The 18571-nt window shown below is 61.9% G+C and carries 20 protein-coding genes and 2 pseudogenes; 9 read left to right on the top strand and 13 right to left on the bottom strand.

Annotated elements, in window-relative coordinates; genetic code table 11:
- Positions 1 to 102: 102 nt before the first annotated feature.
- The 6 genes from A7A09_RS18010 to A7A09_RS17985 form a co-directional block, all read right to left on the bottom strand.
- The gene (locus A7A09_RS18010; RefSeq protein ID WP_106692673.1) at positions 103 to 1125 is read right to left on the bottom strand and encodes a Bug family tripartite tricarboxylate transporter substrate binding protein; all 1023 of its coding nucleotides are present in this window, start codon (positions 1123 to 1125) and stop codon (positions 103 to 105) included.
- A 340-nt stretch (positions 1126 to 1465) separates the two neighbouring features.
- Positions 1466 to 2281: an ABC transporter permease gene (locus A7A09_RS18005; RefSeq protein ID WP_106692672.1), complete on the bottom strand. Its 816-nt coding sequence runs from the start codon at positions 2279 to 2281 to the stop codon at positions 1466 to 1468.
- Entirely contained in the window at positions 2278 to 3093 is an 816-nt protein-coding gene (locus A7A09_RS18000; RefSeq protein ID WP_106692671.1) for an ABC transporter permease, read from the bottom strand. The genes A7A09_RS18005 and A7A09_RS18000 overlap by 4 nt, the downstream gene beginning before the upstream one ends.
- 65 nt (positions 3094 to 3158) lie before the next feature.
- Positions 3159 to 4274: an ABC transporter substrate-binding protein gene (locus A7A09_RS17995; RefSeq protein ID WP_106692703.1), complete on the bottom strand. Its 1116-nt coding sequence runs from the start codon at positions 4272 to 4274 to the stop codon at positions 3159 to 3161.
- Positions 4275 to 4351: 77 nt separating this feature from the next.
- The gene (locus tag A7A09_RS17990) at positions 4352 to 5392 is read right to left on the bottom strand and encodes an ABC transporter ATP-binding protein (protein WP_106692670.1); all 1041 of its coding nucleotides are present in this window, start codon (positions 5390 to 5392) and stop codon (positions 4352 to 4354) included.
- 69 nt (positions 5393 to 5461) lie between these two features.
- The gene (locus A7A09_RS17985) at positions 5462 to 6406 is read right to left on the bottom strand and encodes a LysR substrate-binding domain-containing protein (protein WP_106692669.1); all 945 of its coding nucleotides are present in this window, start codon (positions 6404 to 6406) and stop codon (positions 5462 to 5464) included.
- A gap of 174 nt (positions 6407 to 6580) precedes the next feature.
- Here A7A09_RS17985 and A7A09_RS21680 point away from each other — a divergent pair, with 174 nt between their 5' ends.
- The 4 genes from A7A09_RS21680 to A7A09_RS17970 all read left to right on the top strand — a co-directional run bounded on the left by A7A09_RS21680 (position 6581) and on the right by A7A09_RS17970 (position 10572).
- A complete protein-coding gene (locus A7A09_RS21680) occupies positions 6581 to 7318 on the top strand; it encodes a zinc-binding metallopeptidase family protein (protein WP_245999452.1) in 738 nt (245 codons plus the stop codon).
- Positions 7249 to 8196: a zinc-binding metallopeptidase family protein gene (locus A7A09_RS21675; protein ID WP_245999451.1), complete on the top strand. Its 948-nt coding sequence runs from the start codon at positions 7249 to 7251 to the stop codon at positions 8194 to 8196. Before A7A09_RS21680 ends, A7A09_RS21675 begins: the two co-directional genes overlap by 70 nt.
- 30 nt (positions 8197 to 8226) lie before the next feature.
- Positions 8227 to 9150: a dimethylarginine dimethylaminohydrolase family protein gene (locus A7A09_RS17975; RefSeq protein ID WP_106692668.1), complete on the top strand. Its 924-nt coding sequence runs from the start codon at positions 8227 to 8229 to the stop codon at positions 9148 to 9150.
- A gap of 69 nt (positions 9151 to 9219) precedes the next feature.
- Positions 9220 to 10572 carry an FAD-binding oxidoreductase gene (locus A7A09_RS17970; RefSeq protein ID WP_106692667.1) on the top strand — a complete coding sequence of 451 codons (1353 nt, stop codon included), beginning with the start codon at positions 9220 to 9222 and terminating at the stop codon, positions 10570 to 10572.
- A 102-nt stretch (positions 10573 to 10674) separates the two neighbouring features.
- On the opposite strand, the gene A7A09_RS21670 is transcribed toward A7A09_RS17970, so the two are convergent.
- Positions 10675 to 10986, bottom strand: a complete 312-nt coding sequence (locus A7A09_RS21670; protein WP_245999450.1) for a tripartite tricarboxylate transporter permease — start codon at positions 10984 to 10986, stop codon at positions 10675 to 10677.
- On the opposite strand from A7A09_RS21670, the gene A7A09_RS17960 reads away from it, so the two are divergent.
- The 5 genes and pseudogenes from A7A09_RS17960 to A7A09_RS17950 all read left to right on the top strand — a co-directional run bounded on the left by A7A09_RS17960 (position 10985) and on the right by A7A09_RS17950 (position 13362).
- Entirely contained in the window at positions 10985 to 11584 is a 600-nt protein-coding gene (locus tag A7A09_RS17960) for a CoA transferase (RefSeq protein ID WP_106692666.1), read from the top strand. The genes A7A09_RS21670 and A7A09_RS17960 overlap by 2 nt on opposite strands.
- A 27-nt stretch (positions 11585 to 11611) precedes the next feature.
- A pseudogene (locus tag A7A09_RS22250) lies at positions 11612 to 11764 on the top strand (IS630-like element ISSpo6 family transposase); the annotation flags it as partial.
- Positions 11765 to 11844: 80 nt separating this feature from the next.
- Positions 11845 to 12627, top strand: a complete 783-nt coding sequence (locus A7A09_RS17955; RefSeq protein WP_106692665.1) for a DeoR/GlpR family DNA-binding transcription regulator — start codon at positions 11845 to 11847, stop codon at positions 12625 to 12627.
- Positions 12624 to 12845: pseudogene (locus tag A7A09_RS22190) on the top strand (ATP-binding cassette domain-containing protein); the annotation flags it as partial. The gene A7A09_RS17955 and the pseudogene A7A09_RS22190, both read left to right, overlap by 4 nt.
- Positions 12799 to 13362: an ATP-binding cassette domain-containing protein gene (locus A7A09_RS17950; protein WP_211341179.1), complete on the top strand. Its 564-nt coding sequence runs from the start codon at positions 12799 to 12801 to the stop codon at positions 13360 to 13362. The pseudogene A7A09_RS22190 and the gene A7A09_RS17950, both read left to right, overlap by 47 nt.
- A 100-nt stretch (positions 13363 to 13462) precedes the next feature.
- Here the strand turns inward: A7A09_RS17950 and A7A09_RS17945 are convergent, their stop codons facing one another.
- The 6 genes from A7A09_RS17945 to A7A09_RS17920 form a co-directional block, all read right to left on the bottom strand.
- Positions 13463 to 14386: a 2-hydroxyacid dehydrogenase gene (locus A7A09_RS17945; protein ID WP_106692664.1), complete on the bottom strand. Its 924-nt coding sequence runs from the start codon at positions 14384 to 14386 to the stop codon at positions 13463 to 13465.
- Positions 14383 to 15117: an amino acid ABC transporter ATP-binding protein gene (locus A7A09_RS17940; protein ID WP_106692663.1), complete on the bottom strand. Its 735-nt coding sequence runs from the start codon at positions 15115 to 15117 to the stop codon at positions 14383 to 14385. The genes A7A09_RS17945 and A7A09_RS17940 overlap by 4 nt, the downstream gene beginning before the upstream one ends.
- Before the next feature lie 51 nt (positions 15118 to 15168).
- Positions 15169 to 15966, bottom strand: a complete 798-nt coding sequence (locus tag A7A09_RS17935) for a transporter substrate-binding domain-containing protein (RefSeq protein WP_106692662.1) — start codon at positions 15964 to 15966, stop codon at positions 15169 to 15171.
- A gap of 21 nt (positions 15967 to 15987) precedes the next feature.
- A complete protein-coding gene (locus A7A09_RS17930; RefSeq protein ID WP_106692661.1) occupies positions 15988 to 16644 on the bottom strand; it encodes an amino acid ABC transporter permease in 657 nt (218 codons plus the stop codon).
- A gap of 1 nt (position 16645) precedes the next feature.
- Positions 16646 to 17314: an amino acid ABC transporter permease gene (locus A7A09_RS17925; RefSeq protein ID WP_106692660.1), complete on the bottom strand. Its 669-nt coding sequence runs from the start codon at positions 17312 to 17314 to the stop codon at positions 16646 to 16648.
- Positions 17315 to 17381: 67 nt separating this feature from the next.
- The gene (locus A7A09_RS17920; protein ID WP_106692659.1) at positions 17382 to 18395 is read right to left on the bottom strand and encodes a LacI family DNA-binding transcriptional regulator; all 1014 of its coding nucleotides are present in this window, start codon (positions 18393 to 18395) and stop codon (positions 17382 to 17384) included.
- Between the last annotated feature and the right edge of the window lie 176 nt (positions 18396 to 18571).

Below are 18571 nucleotides of genomic sequence, written 5' to 3'. Positions count from 1 at the left end.
CTCGAATCCTGTCGGTTCGATGCGTCCCCGGGTTCAGTCAGGCATCCGTTCCTGCCTTGAATGCCTGTGGCGGGAAGACGGCCCCGGCCGCCTTCCGAAAGCCTACTGGCTGCAATCGATGCCGATTTCCGACGGATCGATCACTGCCTCGCCGCGCTCGACGCGCGCGCAAGCTTCGTCGATCACGACAGGCATCGCCTTTTCCAATGCTCCGTCACCATAGCTCGGATCGAATATCGCGCCCTGCTTTGCCGCGTATTCCTTGAGCAGTTCCGAATCCATCACATGGTCCTGCCAGACCTGATCGACCGTGTCATAGACTTCCTGCGGCGCTCCTGCGGGGATGAAGACACCGAAATAATCCTTCGCCACGTGGAAATCGCTGATGAAATCGGTGATCGGCGGGATCGGGTCCACGCCTTCGAATTCCAGGGGCGCATCGGAAAGGACCGCAAGCCCGCGCAACCGCCCGGCACGGATCATTTCCGCCTGTTCGACTGCCAGCTGCGTCGTCGTGATCGCCTCACCGCTGGCCGCGGCGATCACCGCCGGGTTGCCCCCGTCATAGGTGATCATCCGGGCGCCGGCCAGTTCGTCACCGGCCTGTTGCTTGATGGATGCCAGGGCCATCCCCCCGGACGAATTCACGCCCGCCGTAGCGACGGTGACCGAGCCGGACTTCATCGCCTCCAGAAGAGCGGGGAAATCCTGATACTCGGAATCGGCATTGACGCTTACCACCGGGGCATTCGCGACATGCAGATAGATATGGTAATCCTCGATCGAGGTGCCTTCGATCAGCCCGGTCACCGAATAGGTGGCATTATTGGCAATGGCATTCGCGGTCCAGGTATAGCCATCGCGCGCGGCATCCAGCGCCGCTCTCGTCCCGGTTGAGCCAGAGGCTCCGGGCTGGTTCACCACGACAACCTCGGTGCCCAGTGCCTCCTCCAGGATTGGCGCCACGATGCGGGTCACCTGATCTGTCGATCCTCCGGCCGCCCAGGGCACAATGATGTTGATCGGGCGATCCGGTTGCCAGCTATATTCCGATTCCTGCGCTGCAAGCGGCGTTGACAGCAAAGCCAGAACCCCTGTGATTCCAGCGAGTTTCACGATTCTCATCTAACTCCCCCCAAACTTACCTTTCGGTAGGTTACCGTATGGTAATATACCTGTCAATCATGCTGAGAAGCAATCTGCAGCCGCCCTGATCCCCGCATGTGTGAACCCCGGGCTCACCATGTTCCCGTCAGCGCAACTCAACCTGAACGGCTTCGCGGCCGCCGCAGCGATCCAGAAGATCGCCATGCACGGTTGACCGGAAGCATGTCGCCGTTGAGGGCACAGGTCATGTCAGCGGCGTTTTCCGCGACAAGGCCGGGATATTTGCGCAATGAAAAGGGGATCGGCCCCGTCAGCGGCCAGCGGCCTTACCGATACAGACCCGTGGAAATCCGCGGGTTCACGATGTCTCGCGGGTCCTTGTGCGAATATGCCACAGGGTCCTGCCAAGAATGGCCAGAACCACCACCACGATCAGAAACACCGAAATTGCGGCAATCGCCGGATCGATATTGTCGCGAAGCCCCATCCACATCAGGCGTGGCAGGGTGACGGCCTCGATCGAGGTGATGAAAAGCGTGACCGCGATTTCCTCCCATGACAGCACAAAGGTCAGAAACAGCGACAGGATCAGACTGAAGCGGATGTTCGGCAGGATGACCCGGAAAACCCGCGTGCCCAACCCTGCACCCATCGACCGCGCCGCCAGATCCATCCGTCGGTCAATCTGCGACAGCCCGACCGAGATCAGCACCACGGCGAAGGGCGCCACCATCACCACATGCGCCATGACCACCCCGGCCCAACGGTCATAGGCGATGAAATCGTTGAACTGCGACAGCGTCACCAGAAAGAAATACAGCGTCAACGCCGAGACGACGGGCGGCGCCACCATGGGCAACAGCGCCAACCCCATCAGGAGCCCGGCAAACCGCGGACGCAGCATCCAGATCCCGATGGCGAAACCCGCGGCAAGCGCCGTCGAGACCAGCGCCGAGACCACCCCTACCCGGATCGACAGCCACGCGCCCTGCGCCCAAAGCGGATTTTCGATCAGCGCGCGGTAATGGCGCAGTGACAGCTCGTCCGAGGGGATCGAGAGAAAGCGCGAGGGCGTGAAGCTGACCGGGATGACCGCGACCAGCGGCATCAGCAGGAACAGCGCCAGCAAAGCCGCGATCACGCGTGCAGGAAACCCTGGTTGAAGACGTTTCATCGGGCTGTCCTTTCCCCAAGCTGGCGCAACAGCAGCGCGATCAGCAGGCCGACACCGGCCATCAGGATCACGCTCATGGCCGCCGCCAGCCCCCAGTTCGGGCTTTGGAACAGGCGCAGATAGATCAGTTCCGCCACCATCACGCTGCGCCCGCCGCCCAGGATGGCGGGGGTGATGAAAAAGCCCAGTGAAAACACGAAGACCAGCAGCATGGCACCAAGAATACCGGGCCGCGTCATGGGCACGAATACCTGCCAGAAGATGCGCGCACGAGAGGCCCCCATGCTGCGCGCAGCCATCAGCACCCGTTCATCCACATTGCGCATGGCGGTGGCGATGGGGAAGACGGCAAAGGGGATCAGGAAATGGACCATCCCCACGACCACCCCGAATTCGTTGCGCACCATGACAAGCGGCAAGTCGATGATGCCCAATGCTTCCAGCCAGCTGTTCACCAGCCCCCGGTTCGACAGGAGTGCGAGCCAGCCGAAAGCGCGGGTAAGCACCGAAATCCAGAAGGGGATGAGGATGCACAGCTCTACCAGCACCCGTGCCACCGGCCCGCTACGCACCCAGATCAACGCCAGCATGTAGGCCGCCGCGACCGTAATCACCGTGACCATGGTGCAGATCCGCAATGTCCGCCAGATCACGCTCTGCACCAGTGGATCCGTCAACGCCGCGCGATATTGATGCAAACCCGGCTCAGGCAATGTCACGCTCCAGCGCATGACACCCAGAAACGGGATCAGATAGGCCGCCGCCAGAAACAGCAGCAGCGGACCAAGCAAAAGCATGTGACGGCGGGTCATGGCGTTTCTCCGGGATCCTTGCTGCCCCGGCCGAGATTGACCGGGGCAACAGGCATATCGTCATGTCAGGCCGAGATGATGCCCAGATAGGTATCGAGCGCCGCGGAATAATTTTCCTCGTACCACGCCATGTCGAGCGGGATCTGAACCGCGAAATTATCGGGATCGACAGGGTTGTAACGCACCTCTTCCGGCGGCAGCAGGGCATCGGCGGCCGGATTTGCCGGTCCCTGCCCCAGCATGCGGAACATGACCAGCTGCTTTTCGGGATCCTGCGCTGACGCGATAAACTGCATCGCCGCCTCGGTGCCGCCGGGATTGTTGGCAATGACGCCCATTGCCCCCGGCGCGATCAGGCCGTCGTCCCAGATGAAGCCGATATCGCCCTCGGAATCCTCTTCGATCAGTTTCGCGCGGGTCGACCAGATCAGCGCCATCGACGCATCGCCATTCATCAGCAATGCCTGGCTATCCGCGCCCCCGCCCCAGAAACCGATGACATGTTCCTTGAAGGCTTCGATCTTGGCATGCGCGCGATCGAGATCCAGCGGATAGAGCTGATCACGCGGCACGCCGTCAGCCAGAAGCGCTGCTTCCCACATGCCCACGCCCCACTGATACATCGCACGGCTGCCCGGATATTTCTCGACATCGAAGAAATCCGCCATGCTGGTGGGCGGGTTGTCACCAAAGCGCCGCGCGTCATAGGCGACGATGTAGCTGTAGAAATACGACGAGGCGGAAAATTCCCATCCAAAGCCCGGGCGCATCTTGTCGCGGTCCACGACATCATAGTCTATGGCCGTCATGAGCTCGCGCTTGCCCAGCATTTCAGCCGAGAACGGGTCAACATCGACAAGATCCCAGCTTGGCCGCCCGGTTTCCGCCTGCGCCGCTATTGCACCCTCGGTCGGGCCAGAGCCGTCCTGGCGCACGGCAATGCCGGTGGCTTCCTGAAAGGCCTGTCCATAGGCCGCGTCATAGGCCGGCCCGGCATCGCCCCCCCAGTTCACGAAAACCAGCTGACCGGTTTCCGCCTGAGCCGGGCCAGCGCGCAAGCCCAGGGCAGAGCTGCCCAGAAGCATCATCATTCCGGTTGCGAAATGCCGCCTCGAGATCTGGCCGCGCTTCAGCCGCGTTTGCAGGATATCCACCGCATCGCGTTGAAAAGGTCCGTTCATTTTTTTATCTCCCAAATTGGTTACATTGTTATTGTTCACTTGTCTGCCCGCCGTTTCGGCATGGCCCGCTTGCAGGTTCACAGCATGAATGCACGCTCGCCCGGCCATGTTGCCCAGATCTCGGCGCCTGGCGTCAGCCCATCGGAAAGCTCTGCCGTCGGAACCGATAGCACGAGTTCGGCGCCGCCGGCCGTGCGCAGGTTCAGCCGCGTCACCCCGCCCAGATAGGTCAGATCCGTCAGCCGGGCGGCCACGGCGTTTCCTTCCGCCGGGGCCTGGAGCGCGATCCGCATGTATTCCGGACGGATCGCCAAGTCACCATCAGGATCTCCCTGAACGGTGACCTCGCGGCCCTCAAGCTTGCCATCCCGTATTGGCAGGACATTTATGTCGCCCAGAAATTCAGCGACGAAACGGTTCCCGGGCCGCTCATAGATGTCGCGCGGCGAACCGATCTGCTGCAGGCATCCGGCTTCAAAGATGGCGATGCGGCTCGACAGCGTCAGCGCCTCTTCCTGATCATGCGTGACAAAGACAAAGGTTGTGCCCGTTTCGCGGTGAATGCGGCGCATCTCGTCCTGCATCTGGCTGCGCAGGTTGCGATCCAGTGCGGAAAAGGGCTCATCGAACAGCATGACCGGCGGTTCATAGGCAAGTGCGCGCGCAAGCGCGACACGCTGCTGCTGCCCGCCGGACAACCCGGCAGGGCGCTTGTGCCCATGCCCGCCCAGCCCCACCATCTCGATGATCTCTGCCACGCGACGACGAATTTCGGCCCGCCCGCGCCGCTGGACCTTTAGCGGAAAGGCGATGTTTTCCTCGACAGTGAGGTGCGGAAACAATGCATAGCCCTGGAAAACCATGCCAAAGCCGCGCTCTTCGGGGGAAATATCCGTCATGTCACGGCCGTCCAGCAGCAGACGGCCGGTCGTGGGCGGCTCGAACCCGGACAAGACCATCAGAAATGTCGTCTTGCCCGAACCGGAGGGGCCAAGCAATGTCAGGAATTCGCCGCGCGCGATGGTGAGTGTTACATCGGTCAGCGCCTTGAATGTGCCAAAGCTTTTCCCGATGCCAGTCGCATCGATTTCAGCCGCCTTGCGTTCAGTCCTTGCCATATGCTCCCCGGTTTTTCGTTGTTGAGCCGCAGCATGCCGACATTCCCGAACCTAGGAACCGTTACACCGTCATGGCAATCGAAAATCTTTCGCCCGGTTGTGAAACGGAATTTGCCGTTCGGCTTCCACGCCATCTTCGGTCAGTTCTGCTCGCAGCCAGTCACGGAACGCGGCGCTGGCCGGATTGCCGCTTTTTTCGGAAGGCATGACAACATAGTAGGATTCAGCGGACCGGATCGCCAGGTCGAAGGGGCGCACCAGTTTCCCGTCGGCCATCGCCTGTTGGCAGATGAACACGTCGCCCATCGCCACACCCTGTGCAGCCAGTGCTGCCGCATAGACCATGTTCATATCCGAGAAGAAGACCCCGCGCTGTGACGACGCCCTTGGCAGGCCCGCCACGCGAAACCATGCCTCCCAGTCACTGTTATCGTTCAGGTGCAGCAGCTCGACATTGTGCAGCGCGGAAGGCGACTCCAATCCGCCGATGCGGTTCAACAGGACAGGGCTGCAAACGGGAACGAAATCAACCTCTTTCAGCAATTCAACATCCATGCCCGGCTGATCCCGGAAACCAAAGGTGATGAACAGGTCAACATCGGGATTGCTGACGTCATCCAGCCTCCGGGGCGAAACGATCGACAGCGAGACATCGGGAAATGCGCGCGAAAACCCCCCGATCCGGGGACAAAGCCAGGAAGAGGCGATCCCCGGCGGACAACTGAGAACAAGCGTTCCACTGACCCCGCGCGACGCGCTGCGGATTGCGGCGCCCGAGATTGTCGCCAGCGCGTGGCGCACCTCGTTGGCATAGGCCTGTCCTTGCGGCGTCAGTTCAACCCGCGTGCCCACCCGGTTCATGAGCCGGAAGCCAAGCGTATTCTCAAGCAGGCGCAACTGATGGCTGACCGCACTGCGCGTCAGGTTCAATTCTTCGGCCGCCTGCCAGACGGTGCTATGGCGGGCAAAACATTCGAGCGCGCGCAGCGCTTGGGTCGAAGGTATGCGGGGCATCTGAACTCCGTGCTGGGGTCAGCGTAATGTCGCGATGGCTGCTTCACCAGCACTTGGTGAATTATTTTTTCCATTTCCAAGAAAAGGTTTCACTGGCCCGCATGGAAACCGGGCGCTACCGCTAAGGTCATATCCCCGCTGCCAGCCTGAGCGCCACCGCCCAAGGAGCCCACCTTGCACCCGAATGACCAGCCTCCTGCCCCGCAAACCGCCTTTACTGCCGCGCAAGGCAGCGCATTGGCTCATATCGAGGCGCAGCGCGCGGCATTGTCCGAATGGTGCGCGACGATCTTCGATTTCGGCGAAACCGCCTGGCGAGAATACCGGTCCGCTGAATGGTATGTCGCCCGGCTGAAGGACGAAGGGTTCTCGGTTGAGGAAGCCTCGGCGGGGATGGATACGGCCTTTTGCGCCGAATGGCACAACGGCCCCGGCCCGATGATTGGTCTTTATGCGGAATATGACGGTATTCCGGGCAATTGCCAGGCGCCGGAGACTCGCCGCACACCCCGCCCCGGCCTCGGTTACCAGGCAGGGGGCCATACCGATCCGCATTCCGGGCTGGGCATCGCCGGGCTTGGCGCGGCACTGGCCATCAAGGCGGCGATGGAGCGGCATGCCATCCCCGGTGGCATCCGTTTCACCGGGGAACCGGCTGAAAAGGTCCGGGGCTCCAAGCCGATCCATGCCGCCAAGGGCTATTATGACGGGCTGGCCGCCATTCTTTCATTCCATCCCTTCTACATGCTCCCCATGTGCAATACCGTGCGTTGGGAGACCCATTGCGGCGCCGCTTACGCGATGGTTTATCGCTTTCTCTGCGATGCGCCGGAAAACTGGGCATGTCAGGACGCGCGCCGATCCCACAGGCCCACAGCGCCGTGCGCGCTCCGGGTGCGGGCGAGGCACTGAACCTGATGTTCACCACCAGCAAGGCGCTGCGCGATTCGTTCCTGACCCATCACGGCGGCTGGACGATCTCGGAGGCCGTGCTGACTCATGGACAGGCAACCGCCGACAACCTGCCTGCCGGACTGGCCGAGCTGCAATACATGATCCGGGCGCCAACCGTGGCGATGGCCGAGGCCGTCACTGCTGCGCTTGACCGCAACGCGGACGCCGCGGCAGCCATGACCGGCTGCCGGTGGGAACGGCATTGGGTGTCGAAATCACGCCCCGGCCTGGCCAATCACGCCATGGCAGGAATGGTTTGGGACAAGCTGAAGCAGCTTGGCCCACCGCAATGGGACGATACGGCTTGCGATATCGCCCGCGCGATCCAGCGCGAACTGGGGCTGGCTCCGATGGAAGACCCTTTCATCCCCGAAATGTCCCGCCTGATCGACCCGCAGAGCGCCGAAGCCGTCCTGCGGCGCGACCTGCCGCCATCGCAGAGCCATTCCACCTCGGATGATTACACCGAAATGTGCTGGCACGCCCCCACCGCACGCTTCTATATCGCCCGCCCCGCCCTGCGCGCGCCCGAGGGTTTCGCCTATCCTGCCTGGGTGATGAACGCGCTTGGCGGCATACCGGCGACCATCGATCCGATGGTCCGGCGCGCGGCGCAGGTATTGGCGGTCTCGGGCCTGCAGGTGCTGGAGGACGCAACATTGCGCAGCCGCGCCATGGAGGAATTCAACGCACGAACCGGCGGCGGCATCGGCGGCAGCGACTGGATGGCGCCGCTATGTGATTACGACCCGCCGCTGCATTTTCGCTGGCCCGAATATGTCACCACCCATCGCGGCCGCGACTGGTGGATCCCGTCCTCCATGCCGGGTGCCTGAGCTTTCTCTCTGTCAAAAGGAACCGTCATCATGAACATGCAGACCCAAGCCGAGCCCTTTACCCTCCAGCGCCGCAACCCGGGTGGGGGCACCGCCCCGCTGCGCCGTTGGGGTTTCGCCAATGAGACCGACCGGTTGACCGATGTATTGTTGGGAAGTCCCGCCCATCTGAAACATCTGTCCACCTCCAGCCTGTCGCGCAAACATCTGCGCGAGGCGCCCTGCAACATCCAGGTTGCCCAGGCCCAGCATGCCGAACTGGTTGCCGCATATCAGCATTTCGGGGTCAATGTGCATGTGCATGACGCGCAGCCCGAGCTGCCCATGCAGGTTTATGCGCGCGATTCCAGTGTCATGACCCCTTATGGCGCGATCATCACCGCCATGGCCCAATGGTGGCGGCGCGGCGAGAACTACGCCGCGATCCGGACCTGTGAACGGTTGGGCATTCCGATTTATGACATGGTGACGGCGGGCACGTTCGAGGGCGGCGATTTCAACGTCATCGAAGAGGGCTGCGTGCTGATTGGTTGCGGCGGCGCGCGCACGCAGGAAGAAGGCGCGCGCCAGGTCGCAAGCTGGTTCGAAGCCGAGGGCTGGGAGGTGCGCATCGCCTTCATTGACGAATACTATGTCCATATCGACCTGATGGTGGTGCCGGTCGCCGACAAGCTCACCGCCGTTTGCGAGGCCTGCACCGACCCGGCGGTGGTTGACTGGCTCAAGGGCAAGGGACATGAAATCATCGACGTCCCCTTTCAGGATACGATGGCACTGGGATGCAATTTCATGTCTCTGGGCTGCGACAGGGTCATCGCACCGACATCGTCGAAAACGTTGATCGGCAAGCTGCGCGCACGCGGGTTCGAGGTGGCCGATCTGGACATGTCCGAAATCTCGAAAACCGGCGGCGGCATTCACTGCATGGCCCAATCGCTGAAGCGCGAAGCCTGAAGGCGCAGGTGATGCCCGCGCGCGCCCCGGCAATGCTGCTGTCGGGGTTCGCCAGGATCAGGAGGACACATGCTTGAGGAATTGCGCGCGGCGCTTGGCCCCGTTGGGTGCCTGACCGGTGACGACATCCCCGAAGCGGCCCGCTCTGACGCCAGCCGCACCGGGCAGGCCCTGCCGCTGGCATTGCTGCGCCCCGCTTCGGTCCGCGAGGTGTCGGCGGCCCTGGCCATCTGCCACCACCACCGCCTGTCCGTTGTCCCGCAAGGCGGCATGACCGGGCTTGCAGGAGGGGCAAACCCTGATCCGGCCTCGGTCGCGCTGTCGCTGGAACGGCTGAGCGGCATAGAGGAGATCGACGCCGAGGGCATGGCCATGGTTGTGCGGGCCGGGACCGTACTCGAGCACGCCCAGCTTGCGGCACAAGAGGCCGGGTTTCTTCTGCCCGTTGACCTGGGCGCCCGCGGCTCTTGCCAGATCGGCGGGAATATCGCCACCAATGCGGGCGGGTTGCGGGTGATCCGTGACGGCATGACCCGCGACAACCTTCTGGGCATCGAGGTGGTTCTGGCCGATGGCACGGTCCTGGGCCAGCTTTCAAAAGTGGTGAAGAACAACACCGGCTATGATCTTCGCCACCTCTTTGCAGGGTCCGAAGGCACATTGGGGATCATCACCCGCGCCGTGATACGCCTGCGCCCCCTCCCCGCTCCGCCCCGCACCGCGCTGGCCGCATTACCGGATTTTGCCGCCGTGTTGAAATTCCTGCAAATGGCGCGCGAGGCTCTTCCCGGCCTTTCGGCATTCGAGGCGATGTGGCGCGACTATTTCGCCTTCAGCCAGAACCTGCTGCCCTATACCCTGTTCGATACTCCACCGCCTTTCGCCATCATCCTTGAAGCGCCCGACGACCCGGCATTCGACATGCTGCTTGAACGGGCCTTTGACGAGGGGCTGGTCACGGATGCCCTGATCGCTCGGTCGCTCGCCGATGCCCGCCGCTTCTGGACCCTTCGCGAGGGGGTCGCGATGGATGCCGCACTTCCCGGGCTGATCAATCTCGACATCAGCCTCGCAACCCGCCGGCTGGATGAATTTGCCTGCCGTTGCCGGGCTGACCTGCTGGCACGGTTCCCCGGCGCGCATGTCTCGTTCTTTGGCCATATCGCCGACAGCAACCTGCATGTGGCGGTCTGTCTGCCCGGTGACGACAATACGGCCCAGATCCATGACGTGGACGCGATCGTCTATGGGCTGGTGCGCGAATTTGGTGGTTCGATATCGGCTGAACACGGCGTGGGAACCCTCAAGCGCGACTGGCTGGGCCATAGCCGAAGCGAGGCGGAAATCGCTGCCATGCGGGCGATCAAGGCGGCGCTGGACCCGCGCGGGATCATGAACCCCGGCAAACTGCTGCCGATCTGAAGATCTGCGCCGCAAATCCTTGCTTGTTTCCCGGGCTGCATCCTTCGGCCCGGGCGTGGCAGGAACGATCAGTCAGTGGATTGCGATCCCGACGCCCGAGGACTAAATCGGGCCGGAACGCTTCGAGAGCCAAAGGGACAGGAACAGAAAGCCGAAGGCGGCATGGGCGATCGCGTAGACGCCCAGATAGCTGATCGCCACGACCAGCGGCATCAGCCCCCATGCGGGCAGGCCGAAAACGCGGGTGAACAGGCCGAGCATCGCCGCCAGCAGGGTCTTGCGCGGATCGGTTCCGGTAATGCCGCCGATGGTCGTGAAGGCCATGACGTAGAGCGCGAAGTAATCGGCAGGACCGAAATGGATCGCCGCCTTCGCCAGCAGCGGCGCGAACAGCGTCAACCCGATCGTGGCCATGGTCAATGGCCTGCTCAGCCTGATGGCCTATCTGTCCTCGGAATATTTCGCCACCGGGAAAGTGCCCGAACGAACCGGCAACGATCACCCGCTGGTCGCGCCTTACGGGCTGTTTCGCTCCGCCGATGGCCAGATCGCGGTTGCGCCCTCGCATGACCAGATCCTGCGGCGCTTCCTGGACGCGCTGGATCTGGGCTGGGTGCTGTCGGAACCGCGTTACGACAATAACACCGCCCGCATGGCGCGGCACAGCGAGTTGCGCGAGCTGATCGAGGCGCGCATGGCCGGTCAGCCGCGCGACCACTGGTTGCGGGTGCTGAACACTGCGGGCGTGCCCTGCGGCGTGGTGCAGGATCTGGCGCAGGTTTTTTCCGACCCGCAGATCGCCGCGCAGCAGATGGTGATCGAGACAGGCTGGCAGGATGGTCTGGCGCAAAAGGTGCTGGGTTTTCCGATCAAGCTGGGCGCAACCCCATGCAACCTGCATCGCCCCGTTCCGCGCTTGGGGGGCGGAACGCAAGAGGTTCTGGCCGAGGCGGGATACAGCGCCGAAGAGATCGCAAGGCTGGCGGATGCCGGAACGGTCCTGAGATCCTGACCCGGCTGGCAGCGTCGGCGCCAGCATGAAATGGCGTTTTCAAAACTCAAGGCGCATCTTCGCCGTATCGGGGCAAAGACCATCGATGCCCCATGGCAGGCCGTCGGTGGAATCCGCGGCCTCTACGAGCCGAATGAATGCTGGAGCCACGTCAAGGCCGCAGGATGCGGGTTCGATTAAATGCAAGTCGCTCTGGATGTGAGTTTTTTATTGCATTTTGATTATTTTTCGTCATTTTATACTCATTATGAGGTCAAGACATGAGCGAATCGGCACGTCATGAAACTATTTCTGCAATTCTTGAGGAGCGGCCATTCGTGTCCGTCAAGGAGCTCCAACAGATATTGCATGTCTCGGCAGCAACGGTTCGCCGCGATATAGACAAGCTCGATGAGGGAGGGCATGCCCGAAAGGTGCATGGCGGGCTGGCCGCGCTTGACGGGGGAACGCGGCACAAGACCATTGCACTGCCATTCATCGAGAACATAGATATCGCCGTCGAGGCCAAGACCGCCATTGCCCGTGAGGCCGGCAAGCTGGTTCGGGATGGCAGTCTGATCATCGTGCATGGCGGATCGACCTGTTTCCACTTCGGCCGTCACATCGCCAACCGGAATATTCGCGTATTTACCAACTCGATGCCGGTGGCGGCATATTTGGGCGAGCATGGCACCTGTCAGTTGACCGTGGGTGGCGGAGACCTGCATCGCGAACCGGGGATTTTCTATGATCCGGCACGAGGCGGCTACGAGTTCTACGCTTCACAGTTCTTTGTCGGGGCGCTCGGTGTCAGCAGCGCCGGCCTGCTTGAAAGTCATCCGCTGCTCGTGCGCTTCATCAACGACATGTGCGACCTGTCAAACGAGATCATCGTTCTGGTCGATAGCCGGAAATTCGCTGAACGTCCGCCCAAGGTGGCGCTGCCGCTCAGCCGGGTCACGAGGCTGATCACCGATGACGGGCTGACTGATCGCGATGCCGCAATGCTGGAAGAGCAGGACGTGTCCTTCACGGTCGCGAACACGGGAACGGGGGTGGCATGACCGCAACGGAGAAAGCTCCACTGCTGGAGATGCGCAGCATCTCGAAGACATTCGGTCCGGTGAAGGCTTTGCAGAATGTCTCCCTGACGGCATGGCCCGGCGAGGTGCATGCCTTGATGGGTGAGAACGGCGCCGGGAAATCGACACTGATGAAGGTGCTGTCAGGGGCCTATGTCGCCGACAAGGGAGGTGAAATCCTGGTGGATGGCACAGCCATGCCCGACTGGCGATCCGAAATTGGCGCGCGAATGCGGTATCGCCGTGATTTACCAGGAACTCTCGCTCGCTCCCAATCTGAGCGTGGCCGAGAATATCTTCCTGGGGCGCGAACCCGCATCGAGGGGAATAGTCAATCGCAAGAGAATGTCCGAGCGGGCCAAGCCGGTTCTGGACCGGCTCGGCGTCGATTTCCCGCCCTCCACCATGGTTGGCGACCTTTCTCTGGGAGAACGGCAATTGGTCGAGATCGCGCGGGCCATCGCCTCGGACGCGCGTATCATCGTCATGGACGAGCCCACGACCTCGCTGTCGAGCCGCGAGAGTGAAAAGCTCTTCGCTGCGATCCGGGGGCTGACCGCGCATGGTATCGCGGTCATCTATATCAGCCATCGCATGGAAGAGGTCTATCGCCTGTCCGATCGCTGCCATTCACATCGCCGGTTCTCTATCGGAATGGCAGCCCGAGGAGTTTCGCCGCTGGCATCGGAAGCCGTCAATGCAATCGCGTCGAGATGAGCATTGCGAAATATGCCGCAACTGCCCGGATCGAACGCTCCGGTGGGGTCAACCACCGATGCCTATTCACACCCTCCGCCTTACCGCGCGCCAGTGCATGTCACCCTTCCCCGTAGGGCGTCAAAAGAGGACGATTCGCGAAATAGGCATCGATATTATCCAGCACCAACTGCGCCATCGCACGGCGCGTCTCTGTCGTGGCTGATCCGACATGAGGGGCCAGAACGCAATTCGGTGCCTCCAGCAAGAAGGATGGCACATTCGGTTCATCGTCGAAGACATCCAGCCCTGCTCCGGCGATCCGGCCCGATTGCAAGGCATGCGCCAACGCCGCGGAATCCACCACCGGACCGCGGGCAACATTGACGACGATTCCTTGCGGGCCAAGCGCCGTCAGCACCTCGGCATCGACCAGCCCCCTTGTATCCGCGCCTCCTGCAGCGGTAACGAAAAGCAAATCGCAATCGCGAGCCAATCCGACGGGGTCAGGACGGTAAGCATCGGGTGCCCCCGGCCTCTCGGAACGGGCGGTATAAAGGACCTCCATCCCCATGCCCCGCAGCAGATCGGCCAGCTTGCACCCGATCCGCCCATAGCCGAGGATACCCGCGCGCCGCTCCAGCACTGACATGCCAAGGGCCAGCTTGCCTTCCCCGGCCCAGGAACCCGAGCGGATGAAGCGGTCACCTTCGGCGATACGGCGACCGGCGGCCAATGCCAGGCCAAGCGCCATCTCGGCCACGGCGAGGGAAAGGACATCGGGAGTGGTGGCCACCTTGATACCGCGGCGGCGCGCCTCGGCCAGATCGACGGCATCGACGCCGACACCGTTCACCGCGATCAGCCGCAGGGCGGGGAGCGCCGCCATCTGTGCGACGGACAGGCCCAGGCCTCCGGTGGTCAGCACGACCTCGACATCCGCCGCGGCAGAAATGTCGCGGATGACATCGTAATTCGTGATCAGACGGTCGGTCATCTCTTGCGGTTTGAGATCGGCAAGAGCCAGGATGCGAGGAACCGTCACGCGATTTGTCCGAGAAAGTTTTTCAGACGTTCGTTTTTCGGAGAGCCAAAGAACGCGTCGGGTGCGTTTTCTTCGACGATCAGGCCCTTGTCCATGAAGATCACCCGGTCGGCCACGGCGCGGGCGAATTCCATCTCATGCGTGACGCAGAGCATGGTCATCCCCTCTCGGGCAAGGTCGATCATCGTGTCCAGCACCTCCTTGACCATCTCGGGGTCCAGCGCCGAGGTCGGTTCGTCGAACAGCATGATGCGGGGCTTCATGCAGAGCGCGCGGGCGATGGCCACTCTTTGCTGCTGTCCGCCGGACAGTTGCGCGGGATATTTTTCGGCCTGTTCGGGGATCTTCACCCGTTCAAGATAGCGCCGCGCGGTTGCCTCTGCCTCGGCGCGCGGGGTCTTGCGGGTCTTCATCGGGGCGAGCATGCAGTTCTCCAGCACGGTCATATGCGGGAACAGGTTGAAGCTCTGAAAGACCATGCCGACATCCTGGCGCACCTTGGCGACATTGTCGCCGCCCGCGGTCAGTTCGACCCCGTCCACGGTGATGGTGCCGGACTGGATCGGCTCAAGCTGGTTGATAGTGCGGATCAGCGTCGATTTGCCCGAGCCGGAGGGACCGCAAATGACGATCCGCTCGCCCCGTTCAACCGTCAGGTCGATATCGACCAATGCATGATAATCGCCGTAGAACTTGTTCACGGCGCGCATGATGATGGCATGTTCGGTCATGATCCGTTTCCTTGAAAGCACGCCCGGCACCTGGGGGCCGGGCGCATGTGGTTACTCGGCATTCTTCACGAAATCGGGCAGGGGTTCGCCCAGCCATTTCTCGTGGATCTCGTCCAGAGTGCCGTCGGAGCGGGCCTCACCGACGAAGCCGTTGATCTTTTCGAGCAGCGCGTCCGAGCCCGGCGCAACCGCGATACCCTGCACCTGGCTGGACAGGTCGAACTTCTTGTCAAAACGGTCGCCCGTGGCGCCGGCGATCTGCGACATGACCACGTTCGAGGCGCCGATCAGCTTGACCTGTCCCGACATCAAGGCCTGCACCGCGCTCGCATCGTCGTCGAAGCGGCGTATGTCGGTGCCTTCCGGGGCGACCTCGGAGACACCCGTGTCCTGGGTCGAGGCGCGCGCGACCGCAATCGACTGGCCGTCAAGGCCACTTGCTTCCGTCACCTCCAGCGTCGAGTCGCCATAGACAGCGATGCTGATGCCTGCATAGGGAGTCGAGAAATCGACTTTCTGCGCCCGCTCCTCGGTGATGCCGAGCGAGGCGACCAGCACATCGACCTGCCCCGACAGCAGGTAGGGGATCCGGTTCGGTCCGGTCACCGGCACGATCTCGGGGGTGACACCCAGATAGTCTGCCAGCGCCTTGGCGACATCGGCGTCATATCCGTCCGGTTTGCCGGAAGTGTCCTGGATGCCGAAGGGTGGGAAATCCACCAGCATCCCGATCTTGACGCTGCCTGCGGATTCGATGGCCTCCAACTCTGCGGCCAGCGAGGGTGCGGCAAGGCCTGCGGCCAAAGCGCTGGCCGCGAGGACCGTGAAGATGCGGCGGTTCGGTTTCATGTTTCTCTCCTCCTTGGGTTCTCAACGGGTGATTGCGCGACGCATCCGCGCTTCCATATGCCGGGCCAGCAGGGAAAGGGGCCAGCACAGGATGAAATAAAGTATCGCGACGGTGCCGAAGACGAGGAACGGCTTGAAGGTCGCGTTGTTGATGATCTGGCCCGCGCGGGTCAGTTCGGTAAAGCCGATGATCGAGGCAAGCGATGTGCCCTTGATCAGTTGCACCAGAAAGCCGACGGTCGGCGCGATGGCAACGCGCATCGCCTGTGGCAGGATCACGTGGCGCATCCGGTCCCGATAGGACAGCGACAGGGCGGTGGCGGCCTCGGTCTGGCCCGAAGGAACGGCCTCGATGGCACCGCGCCAGATCTCTCCCAGATAGGCGCTGGCATGCAGGGTCAATGCGACCGCGGCGGCGAGCAGCGGATTGATCGGCAGACCGACGACCGCAAGGCCGAAATAGACCAGGAAAAGCTGCATCAGCAACGGCGTGCCCTGGAAGACCTGGATGAATCCTGCCGCCATGCGGCGCAGCGCCCTGCTATGCGAAGTCCGCGACAAAGCGATAAGCAAGCCGCCCAAGGCCCCACCCAGAAACGCGATGGCCGAAAGGATCAGCGTCCAGCGAACCGCAGAGGCAATGAACAGGACGTCGGCAGAGGAAAATTCGCGGATCATGTCAGCGCCCCGCCGGATAGGTGAAGAAAATCCGCCGAATGGCCGAGAACATGGTCGAAAAGCCGAAAGCCAGCAGGAAATAGAGGATCGTCAGGACCAGGTAAATCTCGAAGCTGGCAAAGGTCTGCGCGTTCAAATCTGCTCCGGCAGAGGCGAGGTCATTGGCCGAGATGACCGAAACCACGCTGGAGGTCAGCATCAGATAGATGAACTGGCTGGTCAGCGAGGGATAGATGTTCCGCAGAGCCGGTTTCAGGATCACGTAACGGAATATCTGCACCGGGTTCAAGCCAAGCGCACGCCCGGCCTCGACCTGCCCCTGCGGGATGGATTCGATGCCGGCACGTATGATCTCGGTCCCGTATGCGCCGACATTGATCACCAATGCGACCAATGCGGCGACATTCGGGGACATGCTGATCCCCGCCGCTGGCAGGCCGAAGAAAATGAAGAAGATCTGGACGAGGAAGGGCGTGTTGCGAATCACCTCGACATACACATCTATCAGCCAACGCAGCGGTCTGATGCCCGAAGTCTTGGCCACTGCTCCGAGTACAGACACGATCAGCCCCAGTATCATCGCCATCAATGACAGGCGCACCGTCAGCCACGCGCCGTAGAGCAGCAGGTCAAGATTGTCGAATACGGGCTGGAAGTTGAACTGATACATCTGCCCTCCCCTGCGGATGTTGCGGTTTCCTCTATTTAGAACGATCTAAATTGCGCAAAATGAAAAGTCAACCGGCATGATACGCGCTGCTGTCGCGGATCATCAGACTCGGCGCAACGATGGAGCGTTCGACCTCCGCATCAGGCTTGAGAAGACGGCGGGCCAGCAACCGGGCGGCGGCGGCGCCAATCTCCTCCGGTATCATCGCGACACTGGTGAGGAGAGGATAGGTGAGTTCGGCGAGCGGCAGGTCATCGAGGCCCACAACGGCAATGTCCCGCCCGGGCTCATGCCCCGCACGACGCAGACCCAGCATCAACCCTGCAGCCAATACATCGTTGAAACACAGCACCGCCGAAGGCGAAGTTTCCAGTTTCAGCAGTTCGCTCGCGGACCGTGCCGCCCCTTCCCAACTGAGTTCGGCCTCGACAATGCCGGCATCTTCGGCGCCGGTTTCGGTGATGGCGCGGTTGAAGCCCTCCATCCGCTCGGCCCACGCCGAAGTGCGCGCGAAAACCGACAGAAAGGCGATCCGCCGATGACCAGATTCCACCAGATGCCGCACTGCGAGCTGCACGCCCTTGATATAATCGGCACCCGCATAATCGGTCACCTTGTCGCCCACTTCCCGCAGGGATTGCACCAACGGCAGACCCCATTGCTGCATCCGCAGGGGTAATTCGGGATCGGTTCCCTCGGCGGGACAAAGGATGACGCCATCTACGCCGTGACCGCGGAACCGCTGCAAGATCTGGGACTGGCGGACCGGGTCGTCATGGCTGTTGGCCAGCAGGACAACGCGATCGTCGTCGCCCATCATCTGCTCGACCCCCGACAGGAACTCGGTGAAAAAGGAATTCACAAGGTTCGGCACGATCACCCCGATCGTGCGGCTGCTATTGTTGCGCAACCTTGCGGCTCCGATGTCGCGGACATAATCGAGATCGGCCATGACCTGTTCGACCTTTTCTCGTGTGCGGTCGGCAACCAGGGGCGATTTTCGCACCACCAACGACACTGTTGCCCGCGATACACCGGCGACGCGTGCAACGTCGCCCAGTGTAACCTTTGTTTGCTTCATGACTGTCCGCCAGTATTGGTTTCCTCAACGGATTAAATCGTTCTAAACCCAACTTTGCAAGCCGGCAAACATGAAAGCATGCCTCCTTTGGCCTGCGATTCATCCTGCGGCTTTGAAGAAGTTCCGGCCCCGGCACATTGCGGGTATTGGCAGCGAATGCATCACCATCCTTTGCT

Source organism: Paracoccus methylarcula, from assembly GCF_003007735.2.
Lineage (GTDB): Bacteria > Pseudomonadota > Alphaproteobacteria > Rhodobacterales > Rhodobacteraceae > Paracoccus > Paracoccus methylarcula.
Note: the sequence above shows the minus strand (reverse complement) of the source record. Positions and strands in the feature narration are given on the sequence as shown.

Excerpts from the sequence above, each read along its gene's own strand:
- A7A09_RS18010 (WP_106692673.1), bottom strand. The coding sequence starts at position 1,125 with ATGAGAATCGTGAAACTCGCTGGAATCACAGGGGTTCTGGCTTTGCTG.
- A7A09_RS18005 (WP_106692672.1), bottom strand. The coding sequence starts at position 2,281 with ATGAAACGTCTTCAACCAGGGTTTCCTGCACGCGTGATCGCGGCTTTG.
- A7A09_RS18000 (WP_106692671.1), bottom strand. The coding sequence starts at position 3,093 with ATGACCCGCCGTCACATGCTTTTGCTTGGTCCGCTGCTGCTGTTTCTG.
- A7A09_RS17995 (WP_106692703.1), bottom strand. The coding sequence starts at position 4,274 with ATGAACGGACCTTTTCAACGCGATGCGGTGGATATCCTGCAAACGCGG.
- A7A09_RS17990 (WP_106692670.1), bottom strand. The coding sequence starts at position 5,392 with ATGGCAAGGACTGAACGCAAGGCGGCTGAAATCGATGCGACTGGCATC.
- A7A09_RS17985 (WP_106692669.1), bottom strand. The coding sequence starts at position 6,406 with ATGCCCCGCATACCTTCGACCCAAGCGCTGCGCGCGCTCGAATGTTTT.
- A7A09_RS21675 (WP_245999451.1), top strand. The coding sequence starts at position 7,249 with ATGTCAGGACGCGCGCCGATCCCACAGGCCCACAGCGCCGTGCGCGCT.
- A7A09_RS17975 (WP_106692668.1), top strand. The coding sequence starts at position 8,227 with ATGAACATGCAGACCCAAGCCGAGCCCTTTACCCTCCAGCGCCGCAAC.
- A7A09_RS17970 (WP_106692667.1), top strand. The coding sequence starts at position 9,220 with ATGCTTGAGGAATTGCGCGCGGCGCTTGGCCCCGTTGGGTGCCTGACC.
- A7A09_RS17960 (WP_106692666.1), top strand. The coding sequence starts at position 10,985 with ATGGTCAATGGCCTGCTCAGCCTGATGGCCTATCTGTCCTCGGAATAT.
- A7A09_RS21670 (WP_245999450.1), bottom strand. The coding sequence starts at position 10,986 with ATGGCCACGATCGGGTTGACGCTGTTCGCGCCGCTGCTGGCGAAGGCG.
- A7A09_RS17955 (WP_106692665.1), top strand. The coding sequence starts at position 11,845 with ATGAGCGAATCGGCACGTCATGAAACTATTTCTGCAATTCTTGAGGAG.
- A7A09_RS17950 (WP_211341179.1), top strand. The coding sequence starts at position 12,799 with ATGTCGCCGACAAGGGAGGTGAAATCCTGGTGGATGGCACAGCCATGC.
- A7A09_RS17940 (WP_106692663.1), bottom strand. The coding sequence starts at position 15,117 with ATGACCGAACATGCCATCATCATGCGCGCCGTGAACAAGTTCTACGGC.
- A7A09_RS17935 (WP_106692662.1), bottom strand. The coding sequence starts at position 15,966 with ATGAAACCGAACCGCCGCATCTTCACGGTCCTCGCGGCCAGCGCTTTG.
- A7A09_RS17930 (WP_106692661.1), bottom strand. The coding sequence starts at position 16,644 with ATGATCCGCGAATTTTCCTCTGCCGACGTCCTGTTCATTGCCTCTGCG.
- A7A09_RS17925 (WP_106692660.1), bottom strand. The coding sequence starts at position 17,314 with ATGTATCAGTTCAACTTCCAGCCCGTATTCGACAATCTTGACCTGCTG.
- A7A09_RS17920 (WP_106692659.1), bottom strand. The coding sequence starts at position 18,395 with ATGAAGCAAACAAAGGTTACACTGGGCGACGTTGCACGCGTCGCCGGT.